Origin of the sequence: Methanocella sp., assembly GCF_035506375.1 — an archaeon.
GTDB lineage: Archaea > Halobacteriota > Methanocellia > Methanocellales > Methanocellaceae > Methanocella.
In genome coordinates, this window is sequence record NZ_DATJPM010000045.1 from 1 (window position 1) to 15,310 (window position 15,310).

Genomic DNA, 15,310 nt, shown 5'->3' on the forward strand with positions numbered 1-15,310 from the left:
AAGTAGCCCGGTCAAGTCCCTCGAAAAGCGGATAAGCGACTCTAAAACTTTTTCAGCCTCAAAGCGAGGCGAAGCCGGCTTAAAGCCGCTCTAAGACGTTTTAAATAATCCGGGAGTGTTGCATAATTAATTTCGGCATGCTCTGATGGTGTTTTATTTTTTACCTTTTTAAATTCTCTCCGATATATACTATTTTTGCGTACGCTTTCGGTAGTTTTATTACCATTTATTATATAAATTTAAATTATAATATGGAATTGTTGAGGAGGGCATACTTTGAGTCGAAGAATGATGAATATAGCTATTGCTATATTAACTATCACCATTGCTTTAATGCTGTTTCAGGCTAATGCAAGCCTTGTCCCCGAGCCATTCGGATTTGGATGTAACTCTAATAATCAAGCTTCGCAAGCAAATCCATACCCTGCTCCTACCCAAGAACAAAAGGAAGAAGCAATAAAAATAGCAGCCACGTCACCCGTATGTAAACAATATAATGCGTATCCTGATGCAAGTTGGAGCGTCGGCTGGTCTGGTTTCCCGCCCGATGGGCACACGCTGGATGTATTTAAAGAGATTTCAACTAATTATTTTTTAACCATCTGGGTTGATTTGGACACCGGCAGCGTTGTAAAAACGGATTATAGTCAAGGATGGGGAGAATATGGAACCGACGCCTTAAAGAAAGGTGCTTCATCCATAACGCCTTTCCAATCAGGTTCGCTGACGAGCTTTCCGGCAAGCATGTCAATATCCCAACCTTTAAGCATGTTTTCATCCGGGCTGGCCGCTGGAAATTCTAAGGCCGTTAATACCCCTCTAACAACCAGTACAAGTGCGTTAGGTAGTAACCTATTGGCAAATATGCTCTCGACGCCAATGGGTTCGAGTTCATGGACATCGGTATTTCCTGATGGCCCCAGCGCTAATTTTAGGGCAGCTACGAATGCTCCGGCCATCACTCAACAACAAAAGGACGAAGCGATGAAAATAGCCTCCACGGCGGACTTTTATAGGACCTATTCGCAGTATCCGAACGATGGGTGGCAGGTTAAATGGAAGTCCCCCTACGATGGACATACTGTATTGGTAACAACGAACGTAGGCAGCGCATTATCATCAGACCCGAACGCTCCTCGTGGCGAAGTGTCTATAACCGTTGACTTAAACACGGGCCATCCGGTCTCCGATGCATATCATGATGACAAGACCGGCCTGACAACGATGTAACGAATATTTAAAATAAAAGGACGGCGCCGAAGGCGCCGTCACACTGTCTCTCCGCCAGAGCTTTCCATGAGATCCAGCTCAACAACAGGCTCTTCCCCCTTGACGTCATCTTTTTCGGGGAGCTTGTCGTCGAACCGGATGTCCCTGTCCTGGAGGCATTCCACGACTCTCTTGACCTCCTCGTCCGACAGGATCTCCTGCCGGGCCTCGAGGTACGCGGGAAAGTCCTCGTACCGCAGGAACCGGACGAAGTCCTCCTTTCCTTTGATGGTGCTGTTGGTATAGAGCACGATGCTCATCACCCTTATTCGCGGGATGTCGCACGTGTATTTTAAGTATCTATACAGCAGGTAGGAGGCCCTCCGGGCCTGCTCTCCGGGGGTGGGCCGGTCTTCGCTCTTCCACTTCATGTTCCAGTTCTTGGTCTCGATGCAGTAGACGCCCTTACGGCTCACCACCACATGGTCAACTCTGGCTGATTTCAGCATTTTTCCATCGAACTTATGGCCGAACTCGCGGGTAATGCGCACGTCGCTCAGCACGTAGTACTCGTCGCCGAGCCGCTCCAGCGTGTCCATGACGAGAAGCTCACCGTAATAGCCTTTCAGCTCGCTCCGGTATTCTCTCGTCAGCCGGTCAAGCACGTCCTTCTCACGGTAAAGGTAGAGCAGGTTGTTCTCGATGATCGCGTCCCGGTTCTTGTCCAGGTGGTCGATCCGCTTCAGGTACTCCCTGCTCTTCTTATTTTTATTGAAGAAGAGCAGCGAGTCGAGCAGCGCGCGCTTCCTCATGCCGCTCCTGAGCGTCCTCTTTTCCCTTTCAAGGAGGTGCTCCTGCCTCTCCCTTTCCAGCGCTATGACCTGGTCTATGGCATCGCGTCGTTCCATCACTTGCCGGATGGTGGTGCAGCTCCGCGACACGCCCATGTCGTGCAACTTGCGGATCAGGTCGTCGCCGGCCCCGCTGCTACCGATCAAAGTTGCCATATTTATAGGAAAGATGGCTATTAGGGCATAAACATTATCATGTCCGGCAATCATACAGTAGGGAGGCTGTTAGTCGGCCAGTCTGGCCTATTTTCGTGGGGCGGGTCGTCCTTTATCGGGCATCCATCGCACTGCTCAAGACATTTCAGAAAAAGGGAGGTCAGCGTTTAGCCGCGTCGTACTTTTTCCAGGCTTCGGCTTCCGCCTTCCTCATCACAGTCTTCAGGGGAAGGGCGAGTTCCCTTGCGACCTTCCGGGCGTCGTCGTACTCCGCAGAAACGTCCAGAACGGCGCCGTTCGTGTCCGTGGACACCTTGAACCGCATGTCGTAGACGTTGTCCTCGACTGTTACCGGCATGACGACGATGTCCCTTTTCGCGATGAAGCGGTGCTTCACCGGCATGACCCGCACGCCCAGCGAGCCGGTCTCCAGCATGATCTTCCGGGCGATGGCCGGGCCGTCCTCCGCCTTGACGATGGCTCTTATGATATGGCCGCTCCTCCCCTTTTTCATGGTGACGGGCACGATGCTCACGTCCATGGCGCCCGCCCCCATCAGATCCTCGATGAGTGCGCCCAGGACTTCTCCGGTCACGTCGTCCACGTTCGTCTCCAGAAGCTCCATACGGTCCACGATGAGGGCGTCGTCCACCTCGCATAGAGCGGCGCGCAGCACATCGGGCATCGGGAGGCTCATCGCGCCGGCTCCGTAGCCTACGGCCAGGAGATAGCTATCGGGGTAGTAGCGGCTTGACTCCTTCACGTAGTAGGCCAGCGTCGCCGCCGCGCCCGGGGTGAGCAGCTCGCCGTCGAAAGGGCCGCCCTGGACGATGAGCTTCGCGCCTTCCAGGAGCCGCATCGTCTCGGGCCTCGGTATGGGCATCCTCTTATCACCCGAGCCGGCCTTCCCGCCGCCCATGGCGACCGGCGTGGAGTAGACCAGCGGCCGGCCCATTGCATCGTAGGCCGCGCAGATGCCCGTGATCAGGGCCATGGTGTAGACATCCATGCGATAGCCCTTGCCATATAGGGATTCGACCGCGTCGAACATGGCCCGGACGATCTCCATGGCGTCCACCCGGACGGGCTGGTTCTCGTGCATGATGTTCATCTTCTCAAGCGCCTCATCCCGGCCCATGGCCTTATGGCCCTTACGGGCAGCGGCCTTGTTGACGGCGACGGCCTTGGCGCTCATGCGCCCGTTCTGCCGGTCCTCCACGTCCAGGGGCGCGTCGCATATGCCTTCGACCGCGCTGCGCACCCTCCATTCATCCGCGCCGCAGGCGAGCATGGCGCCGAGGAGCATCTCTTCCGTGGCCCCGCAGAACGGGTCAAAGATCAAGCACTTCACTATTTCACCGGTCCTCAATACGATTTTAGTCTCTTTTTATTTTAATTTATAGTGGGGTTTGGGGGCAAAGAGAAAATTTTTGTACATGCGGACCGATAAAGCTTCATGTTTGCCCGCTTCATATTATGTCGTGTATAAAAAACGCATTCTGATAAGCGGACAGTTATCAAGTTCATAAGAGGAGTTGAATGAAGGAATTATATCTTAAGGTAGCAAAGGCGCTGCCCAGCGACTTCGGGAGGGGCATCGCGCGCATCGATCCCAACACGCTCCTGGAGTTGAAACTCTCTCCGGGCGACATCATCGAGATCGAGGGTAAGCGGGCCACCGTCGCCAAGGTCTGGCGCGCCGAAAAGCAGGACTGGGGCCAGGAGATGATCCGCATCGACGGCTTCACCCGGCAGAACGCCGACGTGGGCATCGGTGAACGGGTCAAGGTCAAGAAGTCCACGGTCAAGGACGCGGTGCATATCGTGCTCGCGCCCCCCGAGGGCACGGCCATCCAGTTCAGCGGCAACGCGGTCGAGATGATCAAGCACCAGCTTTTAAAGCGCCCCGTCATGCTGGGCGACGTGGTGCCGTTGATGAGCAGCATGCCGAACCCGTTCATGGGCCGGACGCTGTCCAACCAGGCGATACCGCTGATAGCGGTCAAAGTCGACCCCGCCGGCTCCGTGATAATCGGCGAGAACACCGAAATAGAGCTAAGAGACAAGCCCGTCCGGGGCTACGAGCAGGTCAAGACGACCGGAATATCCTATGAGGACATCGGCGGCCTCAAGGACGAAGTGCAGCGAGTAAGAGAAATGATCGAGCTGCCCATGAAGCACCCGGAGCTGTTCCAGCAGCTCGGTATCGAGCCCCCAAAGGGCGTGCTCCTGCACGGCCCTCCAGGTACCGGTAAAACGCTGCTGGCGAAGGCGGTCGCCAACGAGTGCGGAGCCGAGTTCTTCTCCATCGCCGGCCCGGAGATCATGTCCAAATACTATGGCGAGTCGGAGCAGAGGCTCCGCGAGATCTTCGAGAACGCCCGGGACAACGCGCCGTCCATCATATTCATCGATGAATTAGACTCGATCGCGCCCAGGCGTGAGGAGGTCACGGGCGAGGTCGAAAGAAGGGTCGTGGCGCAGCTGCTGACCATGATGGACGGCCTCGAGGAGCGGGGCCAGGTCGTGGTCATCGGCGCCACCAACAGGGTCGACGCCGTGGACCCGGCGCTACGCCGCGGCGGCCGGTTCGACCGGGAAATAGAGATCGGCGTGCCCGACGTGCACGACCGGCTCGAAATACTGCAGATCCACACCCGCGGCATGCCGCTGGAGAACGTGAACCTGGAGAAGCTCGCCTCTATCACGCACGGCTTCGTGGGCGCGGACCTGTCAGGCCTGGCCAAGGAGGCCGCCATGAAGGCGCTGCGCAGGTATCTGCCCAACCTGGACCTGGAAAAGGAGGTCCCCAGGGAGTTCCTGGAAACGATGCGCGTCACCAACAACGACTTCGCGGAGGCCCTGAAGGAAGTCCAGCCCTCGGCCATGCGGGAGATATTCATCGAGCCCACGCACACGAAGTGGAGCGACGTGGGCGGCCTGGAGGAGGCCAAGCAGGAGATCATCGAGACCATCGAATGGCCCCTGAAGAACCCGAAGAAGTTCGCGGACATGGGCATCAGGCCTCCCAAGGGCATCGTGCTCTACGGCCCGCCGGGCACAGGTAAAACGCTATTGGCGAAGGCGGTCGCCAACGAGTCCGAGGCGAACTTCATCAGCATCCGCGGGCCGGAGCTGCTTTCCAAGTGGGTGGGAGAGTCCGAGAAGGCCGTCCGGGAGACGTTCCGCAAGGCGAGGCAGGTTGCCCCCGCCATCATCTTCTTCGATGAGCTGGACGCGCTGACGCCGGCCCGGAGCTCAAGCGAGGGCGGGCTTCAGAACGTGGAGCGGAGCATCGTCAATCAGCTCCTCACGGAGCTGGACGGCATGGTGGAGCTCGAGGGCTGCGTCGTCATCGGCGCCACCAACCGGCCGGACATCATCGACTCCGCGCTCCTCAGGCCCGGCCGGTTCGACCGGCTCGTCTACGTGGGCCCGCCGTCGGCCGACGGCCGGGCGAGCATCTTCAAGATCCACACCCATTACAACACCCTCGAGGATAAGATGCTCAGGGACCTCCAGGGTAAGATAAAGCTCGACAGGAAGATCCACCTCGTGGAGCTCTTCGACCTTCTTAAGCCCTACACGAACGTGCAGGTGCGGTCCATCTGCGCCGCGGCGGCCGAGGTCGCCGCAAAGGAGCCCGAAAACGGGCCGCTGACCATGAAGCACTTCAAGGAGGCCCTGACGATGGCCAGGGCCGATCCAGCGCTGCTCTCCAGGGAAAAGGGCGACGGCACGCCCGAGGACGGGCAGCCCTTCTACGAGGGCGTCATGCCCCTGTCCGTGGACGTGGACTTCCAGGAGCTGGCGGACCTGACGGAGAACTTCGTGGGCAGCGACATCGAGGCGGTCTGCCGCGAGGCGGCCATGCTGGCCCTGCGGGAGAGTTTCGAGGCGAAGACCGTGGAGATGCGGCACTTCCGCGAGGCCCTGAAAAAGGTGAAGCCCACCATGAACGACATGGTGAAGGGCTATTACCAGGGCATCCGGGATAACTTCAAGGGCGGCGTGTCCAAGGAGATCCAGAAGGTATTCGCGACGGACCAGTATGTATAAAAACGTACTGGCCTTTTTTTTCCTCCTAGGACGAGAAATTTTATTAAAGGGTACCGCGGTATAACTATTGATATTCCATTTATGGGCTACCCCTTGAAGGGGTAGGAGATGGATGAGAGGGATTTGCAATGGTTAAAGTGATGGCAAAAAAGCTTTCCAACAAGAAGATCATGGGGACCGACGGGTCCGACATGGGCATTTTATACAACATAACCTGTGACATGAGGACGGGCGACCTGGTCGACTTAATGGTCCGCCCGGACATGACGCTCAACGTGGAGAACTACCGGACCGAGGACGGCTTCGTTCTCGTGCCATTCTCCGCCGTCAGGGCCGTCAAGGATTACATCGTCGTGGACAAGAAAGCGTCTACCACGTAGATAAAAAACGCTGGCATGAGATACTTTACTTTCCCACTGGCGCTACCTTTTTTTATATTATTGTTACTTCTGCCGTTCATCCTGCTCGCTGTCATTGCGCTGGCCGGCCTGGCCGCCGCGGACGTCGTGGGAAGCGCGCTGGGGCTGTCGCCGCTGGCGGCGCTGGCCATCTACATGGCAATACTTCTGGGCGGCCTGATCAATATACCCGTATACGAGTTCAAGAGCCCCGGCGGCACGGAGCCACCGATGATGCCCTACCCGGGCGCCCGTTATAAGATCCCCCAGTGGCAGGGCCACCGCACAGTGGTCTCCGTAAACGTGGGCGGCTGCATCATCCCCGTCGCCCTGAGCACCTATTTTGCGCTTCACCTCCCTCTTAAGGAGTTACTGATGACCACGCTCATCGTGACGTTGGGCGTGTATTACTTCGCCCGCCCCGTGCGGAGCGTCGGCATCACGGTGCCCACGTTCGTGCCGCCCTTCCTGTCCGTGGGCGCCTCGCTGGCAGCGCTCTCCATCGCAGGCAACGGCTTCGCGGACCTGGCCCGCATGACATTCGCCTCGGGCGTGTTCGGCACCCTCCTCGGCGCGGACATCCTGCACTTAGGCAGTATTCGCAGCATCGGCTCTGACTTCGTGAGCATCGGCGGTGCTGGCACCTTCGACGGCATAATCGTCACGGGCGTCATCGGGACCATCATCGCCGCCATCCTCACGACCATCTGATCAAGCCCCTCAAAGCCTATAAAGAGCGCACGAAGCCCGTTTCAGCCACGAAGGAACTCTAAGCGGGCCTGAAGCTACACGAAGACATTAATAAATATTTTTAATAAGTCTTTGAGAACTTAGAGCCAGCTTAGAGTTGCTTCGTGGCTGAAACAGTCTTCGCGCAGCTTAACCTTTCTATTGGCTGATGCCAATTCGAGCGGCGGGTTTGACTATAAAAAAAGTAAGCCGGGCAAATCCGGCTTATTCTACGTTAATCTTTTTCCGCTTGTTCGGCCTCTGCACCTTATTCAGGGTAATGTCGAGCACGCCGTTCTTGTAGGATGCCTTCGCCGATTCGATGTCCACGTCCGCCGGAAGCTCCACGAACTCGTGGTACTTCCGCTCGCCGTGAGAGGCCTTGATCTCAAGCTCGCGGCCCTCGGCGTTCAGCTCCACGTCCTCTTTCTCGATGCCGGGCATCTCGGCGACGATCTGCACGGTCTTGCCGTTGTCGAACACGTCCACAAGGGGCTTGCGCTCGCCGATCTCGATCTTGCCGCCCTCAGGGCGGATATTGCCGAACTCGCGGACCTCGGGCTCCTCGCCCGGCCGCTGGTTTATCGAGAAACCGTAGAAGAACGGGCCTCCCATGTGCTCGCCCGGCTCCATGTTCTCGAACTCCTTCAGCATCTCCTCGAACATCTCGTCGAAATCGCCGAACAGGTCGAATGGGTTTCTTCTCCTTACCATAAGTGATCCTCCAATGTCAGATTTTTTAGGAAGCCGTCCTCACTTCGGCCGGCTTCTTTTCCTTCTTTTCCTTCTCTTCCTTCTTACTCTCGGCCTTCGCGGGCTCCTGCCCGGCCTCCTCCTCGATGGTGGTGACCTGCCGGGCGAAGTTCTCCGCGAGGCGCTCGTACTGCTTCATGCTCTCCCTCGACGCCGAAGGCTTGATCTTTTTCAGCGCGGCGTCGAAGTGCTTCATGCCGATCCTGATGTCGACGGCCTTCGCCTTCGCTTCCTCGGGCGACATGCTGCCGTTGATGTAATCGCGAATGGCCATCATGGACGCCTCGCGGCAAACGGCCTCGATGTCGGCGCCCACGTATTCGGGCGTGCACTTCGCGAGGGCCTGGAAGTCGACGTCCGGGCCCAGGGGCTTGCCCACGGTGTGGATCCTGAAGATCTCGACCCGGGACTTCTCGTCGGGGGGCGGGATGTACAGAAGCCTGTCCAGGCGGCCCGGCCTCAGCAGCGCCGTGTCCACCATGTCCGGCCGGTTCGTGGCCGCCAGCACGACGACGCTGCGGAGCTCCTCGAGCCCGTCCAGCTCCGTCAGCAGCTGGCTCACGACCCTCTCCGTCACGTGGGAGTCGAAGCTCGCCCCTCTCGTCGGGGCGATGGCGTCGATCTCGTCGAAGAAGATGATCGTGGGCGCGCTCTGCCTGGCACGGCGGAACGTTTCGCGCACGGCCTTCTCGGACTCCCCGACCCACTTCGACAGGACTTCAGGGCCCTTCACGCTTATGAAGTTGGCCTCCGACTCGTTGGCCACCGCCTTCGCGAGCAGCGTCTTGCCCGTCCCGGGCGGGCCGAAGACCAGTATGCCCTTGGGGGCATTGGTGTGGGTGATATCGAAGACGTCCTTATACTTCAGGGGCCACTCCACGGTCTCTCTCAGCTCCTGCTTGACGCTCTCCAGGCCGCCGATGTCGGACCAGTGCACATTCGGCACCTCGACGAACACTTCCCTCATGGCCGAGGGCTCGATGTTCTTCAGGGCGTCCTCGAAGTCGTCCATCTTTATCTGCAGCTTGTCCATGACCTCCTGCGGGATCTCCTTATCGATGTCGATCTCCGGCAGGATGGTCCTGAGGGCGTGCATCGCCGCCTCCTTGGCGAGCGACGCCAGGTCGGCGCCCACGAAGCCGTGGGTCACGCTCGCCAGCTTCTCCAGGTCAACGTCCCCGGCCATGGGCATGCCCCGCGTGTGGACGTGCAGGATCTCCAGCCGGCCGTTCTTGTCCGGCACGCCGATCTCTATTTCCCGGTCGAACCGGCCGCCGCGGCGTAGCGCCGGGTCCACGGCATTGGGCCGGTTCGTCGCGGCCACGACGATGACCTGGCCCCGGGCCTGCAGGCCGTCCATAAGGGCCAGCAGCTGGGCCACGACACGCCTTTCCACTTCGCCGGTCACTTCCTCACGCCTCGGCGCTATCGAGTCGATCTCGTCGATGAATATGATGGAGGGGGCGTTGTCCTCGGCCTCCTTGAAGATGTCGCGCAGCTGCTTCTCGGACTCGCCGTAGTATTTGGACATGATCTCCGGGCCGCTGATGCTGATGAAATTCGCGTCGGTCTCGCTGGCCACGGCTTTGGCGATCATGGTCTTGCCGGTGCCCGGCGGGCCGTAGAGCAGCACGCCCTTCGGCGGGTCGATGCCCAGCTTCTGGAACAGCTCGGGATGCCTCAGCGGCAGCTCGATCATCTCCCTGACCAGGCCGATCTCCCTCTTCAGGCCGCCGATGTCCTCGTAGGTCAGCCGCGGCACTTTCTCCGGCTTCTCGGCCGCGGGCTTCTCGCTGATCGTGATCTCCGTGCGCCTGTCGGCGATGACCGCTCCGGCGGGCCGGGTTGACGTCACGATGAACTGCATGGGGCTGCCGAGCATTTCCACGCGTATCGTCTGGCCCTTAGAAATGGGCCGGCCTTCCAGCAGCTTAAGAAGGTAATATTCGCCGCCCGTGATGCGGATGGGCTGCGTGGGGGCGAGCGTGATCCTCTCCGCGGGCTTTGCCTGGATCTTCCTTACCTTAACGCGGTCATCGATGCCGACCTTGGCGTTCGCCCTGGTGTTGCCATCGATGAGTATTACTCCCTTGCCTTCCTCGCTCGGATAGCCTGGCCATACGACCGCGTACGAGGCAGCGCCTTTGCCCTCGATCTCGATGATGTCGCCGCTCACCATGCCGAGCTTCTTCATAGTCTCCATGTCGATGCGGGCGATGCCCCTGCCCACGTCCCTGTGATAGGCCTCCTGTACCCGCAGCGTCACTTCATTTTTGTCAGCCATATTATATGGTCACCTCTGTCATTTGATACTCCATGATCCTTTCATGTATGTCACCAGGCCCTTTTTCATAAGCCTCGCCAGCTCGCCCCTCATCTCCTCGCCGGGGATGTTGAGCTTGCCCGTGAGCTCCTCGTAGCTCGCCGGGCCGCGGACCAGCAGATAAAGGATTTCGGCCTCTATCTGGTCGGCAGCCAGCCGGTTGATCAGCTCGATGCACATGCCCGTGACTTCCGATATGCTTCCCTGCACGGCCTTCTGGGCCTCTCTCAATTCGGCTGAGGACCGGCCGAGCCTCTGGAGCTCGTCCGACATCTGCCGCAGTGCCATGGCCGCCTCGCTGTCGACGGCATAGCGCTCCTTGAGAACCTTCTGCTCCTCGGCGCCCGCCTCTATGCGGCTCACGTTCACCTCGAACATGAGCGGGGAGATGGACACCTCGATGCGCACGTTATTGGCGATCTCATAGTACTTGCGCCCCTGCTCGTCGTGGTAGCTCACCACCAGGCCCGCCGACTCTAATATTTTAAGGTGGTCGATGATGGCCTTCGGGGCGACGCCCAGCTCTTCCGAGATCTCCGTGACATAGCAGGGCCGGTAGGAGAGAAGCGTCAGGATGTTCCGGCGGTTCTCGTTGCCCAGTATGTCCAGCAGGTAAGGCATATCCATATTATCTTAACATCAAGTAAATCTTGTAGATATATAAAGATTTCTAAAGCGTTCTGAAATTATCATTTAATAATATCTAGAAGTTAAAGCTAATAAAAAACAAGCCTGATGGAAAAATCGGCCTACTCCCCGCAGGCACAGGAGCCGTCAGGGGCCGATGACGAGCAGTCGCATGGGGTATCGAAAGCGCAGCACGGGTCCGTCTGTTCGTGGCTCACCGTCGAATAGTACCCGCTGTAACCGCTACCGCTACAGCAGCAGCAGCCCGTTATAGACAAAACGGCAAGCACAAGGGCAATAGACACTAACAGTTTTAACATATCCCAACCTCCGTGGTACATTGGCGCGAAGGTAAATAAACCTTTGTAACCGGCCGACAGCTTACCGAATGTCCGGCTTAAATGACGTTGAGCATGAACCCTGCGGCCATGGCGGCCAGGATCAGGCCCGTGGCGAGCTTGAGGGCACAGCGGTGCTTTTTTCGCAGACTGTCCACCTGTTCCGGGCTCAGGCCCAGCACCAGCAGCGCTCCCAGCGCCAGCACCGGCAACACGACGCCCAGGTTATAGGCCGCTAAAAACAGGAATCCCCGGCCAACCTCTTCCGACCCCGCGATGGCGCCCAGGATGCCTACGTAAATCCCGCCCACGCAGGGCATCTTGATGAGGCCGAACGCCCCGCCGAGCCCGAAGTTGGCGGCCAGGCAATACTTCTTATAGACGGGCCTGTAGCGGTCCACAAAAGCCCTGAACAGCGAGCCCCGGTCCGCGCTCTTTCTCACCTGCCAGGCCTCGTAGAAGGCGAAGGCGGCCAGGCTGGCCAGCAGTATGACGATGCCGGTCTTCAGGAATACAGTGACAGCCGGAACGGCCTCGATTAGGCCCAGGAAGCCGATGCCCATTAATAAATAGACACAAAGCAGCCCCGTGGAGAATGCGAGCAGGTTAAATATGATGTCCAGCCGCCGGCCCTTCAGGGATAGCGCCATGGCCGACACGAAGGCCATGACCGCGAGCAGGCACGGGTTGAAGCCAGCGACGAGGCCTGCCAGGAATACGGCGACGAAGGACAGCTTTTTCAGGATGAACACGCGGGTCTCCTGTCCGGTAAGAATATGGTCTCCCAGCGAGTCCCGGTAGGTCATCGTCTGCGGCGGCAGCGAACGGATATCCCGGACGATATCGGCCTCATATGCCGTATACCTCTTCTCGCCAGGCATCAGCCAGCCTTCCCACGCGGTCTCGCCCCGGATGACCCTGACGCCCTCGCAGGTACCGCCCTGTACGCTAGCGTAGACCGGCTCGTCGCCCGTGTTGACCGCGCAGGTGACCACGCTCACGGTACCGTTTTCGTCATTTTTCAATATCTTCCGTTCCAGGGATACCGGCCTTTTATAGTGGCTGGCGTCATAGATTGAATGCTTTAGCCGGCTCTCGAGTTTTTTCGCATCGCCGCCGAACTCTTTCGGCCCGATGACCATGTCGCCGACAATGACCGCCGGCACCGAGCCGAGGCCGTATCGCTCCATGTAGCCCCGGCCTTCCGCCGAGCTGACGGAATACTCGGCGTACCGCACGTCGATGCCAGCTCTCATGGAATCGTTCACCGCCGCCCGTATCGTCGGGCCGGAATGCTCGCATATGGAACACAAAGGGCTATAGATGTACGTCACACGGACTGTATCGCCCCCGGCGCATATGCCCGCAGCGGGCGCCAGCAGCAGAAACGCCACTAAGGCAGCGGATATTGCGAACTTATAGTAAGAACGGAAACGCCTGAGGGTGTCGTCCCGGCTCGAAGGCATCAATTTTATTATGCGATATCCATCTATTTATAAAAAAACATCCTTATGAGCGACCGGCTTAACGGCCAAAAGCGCCTCTGCTAAGGTCTAAATAAATTGAGCGATATGTATGAGATATGCGCTGCATACTGGCGTGTGACCTGAAGGGCGGCATCGTGGTCAAAGGGGTCCGCGGGGAAAGGGACAAGTATGGCCCCATCGATCGGTCGAGCCTGGTCGTCGACACGTCGGGCCCCCTCGATGTTATCGCGAAAATACAGCCGAAGGAGACTTATATAGCCGACCTGGACCGTATCATGGGCGTGGGGGACAACTTAGCGGCCATAAAAACCCTTTCAGGCATGACCCGTACCATGGCGGACATCGGGGTTTCGAGCGTCGCGGACTTCGACCTGGCCGGAAGCGTTTCCGGCTCGGTCGTAGTCGGCACCGAGACGGCGCCGCTGGACGTTATCGAGCGCTGCCAGGGTCCCCGGGCCATAGTCAGCCTGGACATGAAGAACGGGAAGATGATGGGCCAGGACCCCGCCTTCCAGGCCGGGCCCATGCAAGTGCTGAAGCTGCTCAACCGGTTCGAGATCGGCGCGGTCATCCTGCTCGACGTCGGCCGCGTGGGCTCGGGCGCGGGCGTCGACGCGCAGTTCGTCACTTCGGCCGTATCGGCCAGCAAGCACGCTATAATCCTGGGAGGCGGCGTGAGGGGCGTCGAGGATTTAGAGTTGCTGGAGACGTGCGGCGCCTCCGGCGCCATCGTCGCCTCGGCCGTTCATGACGGCCGCATACCGCTGGACATGCTGAGGTATTGAATGGACGAGAAGGCATTCTACGACGAATTGGAGAAGTACGAGAACATACTGTTCTTATGCCATAAGAACGCGGACGTCGACTCGTTCGGGAGCGCGTACGCGCTCGCGCATATTTTCGGCGGCACGGTGGGCGTCCAGGACAGCCTCAGCACCATGGCCGAAATGCTCTCCGATCGTTTGAAAGTCGCCGCCGTCATCGACCCCGACCCGTCTAAATATGGCATCACCGTGGTCGTGGATACCTCCAGCCTCGTCCAGACGGGCTACCGGACGCTGGAAAAATGCGCCGTTATCGACCACCACGAGCCGGGAGACCTCGCGGGCACGTGCCAGTTCTCGCTCATAAGAAAAGCATCCGCCACTGCAGAGATCGTCCACGACATTTACGAAAAGAGTGGCCATCCCATCGACGCTGACCTGGCTTTCGCCCTCCTGCTGGCCATCGTGACCGATACGGGCCACTTCCGCTACGCGCCCCCGCACTCGTTCGAGGTCGCCGCCCGGCTGCTCGAGGACGGCGGCATCCAGTTCTCCGACGTGCTTGACTTCCTGACCCAGGTGCCCGGAGACATCTCCTGCCGCATTGCCACGCTCAAGGCGGCGTCACGGATGACCATGATCCGGGAAGGCGACCACCTGGTCGTCACCTCCATGGTCAGCTCCTTCGGCGCCCAGTCGGCAGCTTCGCTCGTGGCCATCGGGGCTGACGTGGCCTTCGTGGGCTCGGATCTCGGCCGGGAGGTGCGCGTCTCCGGCCGCGTCAAAAAAGGCGTTGCCCTGGACATCGCCGTGCTGCTCAACGACGTCGGTAAAAAGTTCGGCGGCAGCGGCGGCGGCCACGCGGCCGCCGCGGGGCTCGTCGTCAGGGGCAAAGTGGACGCGGATAAGGTGCTCGACGCCTGCGTCGCCGAGGCCGTAAAAAAGCTCAAGGAGCTCTAAACCAATAAAGAATCACAAAGACGTTTTCAGCCACGAAGCTACTCGAAGCTGGCCTGAAGTGACACGAAGACATTATTAAATATTTTTGCTGTGTTGAATTACTCCCGTATTTTAAGCTTTTTAAGGGCACGGAGGGCACTATTTTTCATCACGAAGGCACGAAGAGCACGGAGGCTCACAAAGTTTTCTTTTTAGATTAAGTTACAAAGTACACAAAGCCGGTTCATTGGCTGTCAGGGCACGAAGGATACAAAGACACAGTGGAATGAACGAGAGCACTTTTTGCCCCTGCGCCTTCATATCCTGTATCTTATAAGCTCAAAAAGCATTCTCTGTGTCCTTTGTCTCTTAATTATAAAAAAGTCTTTGTGGGCCTCCGTGCTCTTCGTGCCTTTGTGGTGAAAAATAGTGTCCTTCGTACACTCCGAGACTTAAAAGGGCATATTCAACAAAGCATAAAAATTGAAAAAGATAATCGGAAACTATCGATAAATTTGGCTATTACGCAAACGATGAAAATAAGACTACTTGCTAAACAATGACCTATCAATATTCAACGCAGCAGATTTTTCAAAGTTGTTTATTGGGATTCGCTCAGAAGCCTGAACCGGCCCAGGCGGGGCTGGGCATAGACATTGAAGCGCTGAGTCCTTTCG

13 protein-coding genes are annotated in these 15,310 nt (G+C 58.2%); 6 read left to right on the top strand and 7 right to left on the bottom strand.

The features are described from left to right. Nucleotides 1–276: 276 nt before the first annotated feature. The gene (locus tag VMC84_RS05990) at nucleotides 277–1,230 is read left to right on the top strand and encodes a hypothetical protein (protein ID WP_325379071.1); all 954 of its coding nucleotides are present in this window, start codon (nucleotides 277–279) and stop codon (nucleotides 1,228–1,230) included. Between the two features lie 38 nt (nucleotides 1,231–1,268). On the opposite strand, the gene VMC84_RS05995 is transcribed toward VMC84_RS05990, so the two are convergent. Next, entirely contained in the window at nucleotides 1,269–2,216 is a 948-nt protein-coding gene (locus tag VMC84_RS05995) for an NERD domain-containing protein (RefSeq protein WP_325379072.1), read from the bottom strand. Between the two features lie 160 nt (nucleotides 2,217–2,376). After that, nucleotides 2,377–3,567 carry a LarC family nickel insertion protein gene (locus VMC84_RS06000; protein WP_325379073.1) on the bottom strand — a complete coding sequence of 397 codons (1,191 nt, stop codon included), beginning with the start codon at nucleotides 3,565–3,567 and terminating at the stop codon, nucleotides 2,377–2,379. 188 nt (nucleotides 3,568–3,755) lie between these two features. Between VMC84_RS06000 and VMC84_RS06005 the strand changes: the two genes are divergently transcribed. The 3 genes from VMC84_RS06005 to VMC84_RS06015 all read left to right on the top strand — a co-directional run bounded on the left by VMC84_RS06005 (nucleotide 3,756) and on the right by VMC84_RS06015 (nucleotide 7,384). After that, nucleotides 3,756–6,275, top strand: coding sequence for a CDC48 family AAA ATPase (locus VMC84_RS06005; RefSeq protein WP_325379074.1), 2,520 nt, complete (start codon nucleotides 3,756–3,758; stop codon nucleotides 6,273–6,275). Nucleotides 6,276–6,403: 128 nt separating this feature from the next. Continuing rightward, nucleotides 6,404–6,655, top strand: coding sequence for a PRC-barrel domain-containing protein (locus VMC84_RS06010; protein WP_325379075.1), 252 nt, complete (start codon nucleotides 6,404–6,406; stop codon nucleotides 6,653–6,655). Between the two features lie 60 nt (nucleotides 6,656–6,715). Beyond that, nucleotides 6,716–7,384 carry a DUF1614 domain-containing protein gene (locus VMC84_RS06015; RefSeq protein ID WP_325379076.1) on the top strand — a complete coding sequence of 223 codons (669 nt, stop codon included), beginning with the start codon at nucleotides 6,716–6,718 and terminating at the stop codon, nucleotides 7,382–7,384. Between the two features lie 243 nt (nucleotides 7,385–7,627). On the opposite strand, the gene hsp20 is transcribed toward VMC84_RS06015, so the two are convergent. The 5 genes from hsp20 to VMC84_RS06040 all read right to left on the bottom strand — a co-directional run bounded on the left by hsp20 (nucleotide 7,628) and on the right by VMC84_RS06040 (nucleotide 12,909). Beyond that, nucleotides 7,628–8,116 (bottom strand): archaeal heat shock protein Hsp20, encoded by a 489-nt coding sequence (gene hsp20 / locus VMC84_RS06020; protein ID WP_325379077.1) that lies wholly within the window; start codon nucleotides 8,114–8,116, stop codon nucleotides 7,628–7,630. A gap of 25 nt (nucleotides 8,117–8,141) precedes the next feature. After that, nucleotides 8,142–10,439 carry a CDC48 family AAA ATPase gene (locus tag VMC84_RS06025; RefSeq protein WP_325379078.1) on the bottom strand — a complete coding sequence of 766 codons (2,298 nt, stop codon included), beginning with the start codon at nucleotides 10,437–10,439 and terminating at the stop codon, nucleotides 8,142–8,144. Nucleotides 10,440–10,457: 18 nt separating this feature from the next. Beyond that, nucleotides 10,458–11,105 (bottom strand): ArsR/SmtB family transcription factor, encoded by a 648-nt coding sequence (locus tag VMC84_RS06030; protein ID WP_325379079.1) that lies wholly within the window; start codon nucleotides 11,103–11,105, stop codon nucleotides 10,458–10,460. 122 nt (nucleotides 11,106–11,227) lie between these two features. Continuing rightward, nucleotides 11,228–11,425, bottom strand: a complete 198-nt coding sequence (locus VMC84_RS06035; RefSeq protein ID WP_325379080.1) for a hypothetical protein — start codon at nucleotides 11,423–11,425, stop codon at nucleotides 11,228–11,230. A gap of 77 nt (nucleotides 11,426–11,502) precedes the next feature. Then, nucleotides 11,503–12,909 (bottom strand): cytochrome c biogenesis CcdA family protein, encoded by a 1,407-nt coding sequence (locus tag VMC84_RS06040; protein ID WP_325379083.1) that lies wholly within the window; start codon nucleotides 12,907–12,909, stop codon nucleotides 11,503–11,505. Nucleotides 12,910–13,025: 116 nt separating this feature from the next. Here VMC84_RS06040 and VMC84_RS06045 point away from each other — a divergent pair, with 116 nt between their 5' ends. Both VMC84_RS06045 and VMC84_RS06050 read left to right on the top strand, forming a co-directional pair. Continuing rightward, a complete protein-coding gene (locus tag VMC84_RS06045; protein WP_325379081.1) occupies nucleotides 13,026–13,715 on the top strand; it encodes a HisA/HisF-related TIM barrel protein in 690 nt (229 codons plus the stop codon). Then, nucleotides 13,716–14,654: a DHH family phosphoesterase gene (locus VMC84_RS06050; protein ID WP_325379082.1), complete on the top strand. Its 939-nt coding sequence runs from the start codon at nucleotides 13,716–13,718 to the stop codon at nucleotides 14,652–14,654. Nucleotides 14,655–15,310 lie beyond the last annotated feature (656 nt).

What these genes read in the sequence shown, in the direction of transcription:
- VMC84_RS05995 (WP_325379072.1), bottom strand. Translation starts at nt 2,216, where the DNA reads ATGGCAACTTTGATCGGTAGCAGCGGGGCCGGCGACGACCTGATCCGC.
- VMC84_RS06005 (WP_325379074.1), top strand. Translation starts at nt 3,756, where the DNA reads ATGAAGGAATTATATCTTAAGGTAGCAAAGGCGCTGCCCAGCGACTTC.
- VMC84_RS06010 (WP_325379075.1), top strand. Translation starts at nt 6,404, where the DNA reads ATGGTTAAAGTGATGGCAAAAAAGCTTTCCAACAAGAAGATCATGGGG.
- hsp20 (WP_325379077.1), bottom strand. Translation starts at nt 8,116, where the DNA reads ATGGTAAGGAGAAGAAACCCATTCGACCTGTTCGGCGATTTCGACGAG.
- VMC84_RS06025 (WP_325379078.1), bottom strand. Translation starts at nt 10,439, where the DNA reads ATGGCTGACAAAAATGAAGTGACGCTGCGGGTACAGGAGGCCTATCAC.
- VMC84_RS06030 (WP_325379079.1), bottom strand. Translation starts at nt 11,105, where the DNA reads ATGGATATGCCTTACCTGCTGGACATACTGGGCAACGAGAACCGCCGG.
- VMC84_RS06035 (WP_325379080.1), bottom strand. Translation starts at nt 11,425, where the DNA reads ATGTTAAAACTGTTAGTGTCTATTGCCCTTGTGCTTGCCGTTTTGTCT.
- VMC84_RS06040 (WP_325379083.1), bottom strand. Translation starts at nt 12,909, where the DNA reads ATGCCTTCGAGCCGGGACGACACCCTCAGGCGTTTCCGTTCTTACTAT.
- VMC84_RS06045 (WP_325379081.1), top strand. Translation starts at nt 13,026, where the DNA reads ATGCGCTGCATACTGGCGTGTGACCTGAAGGGCGGCATCGTGGTCAAA.
- VMC84_RS06050 (WP_325379082.1), top strand. Translation starts at nt 13,716, where the DNA reads ATGGACGAGAAGGCATTCTACGACGAATTGGAGAAGTACGAGAACATA.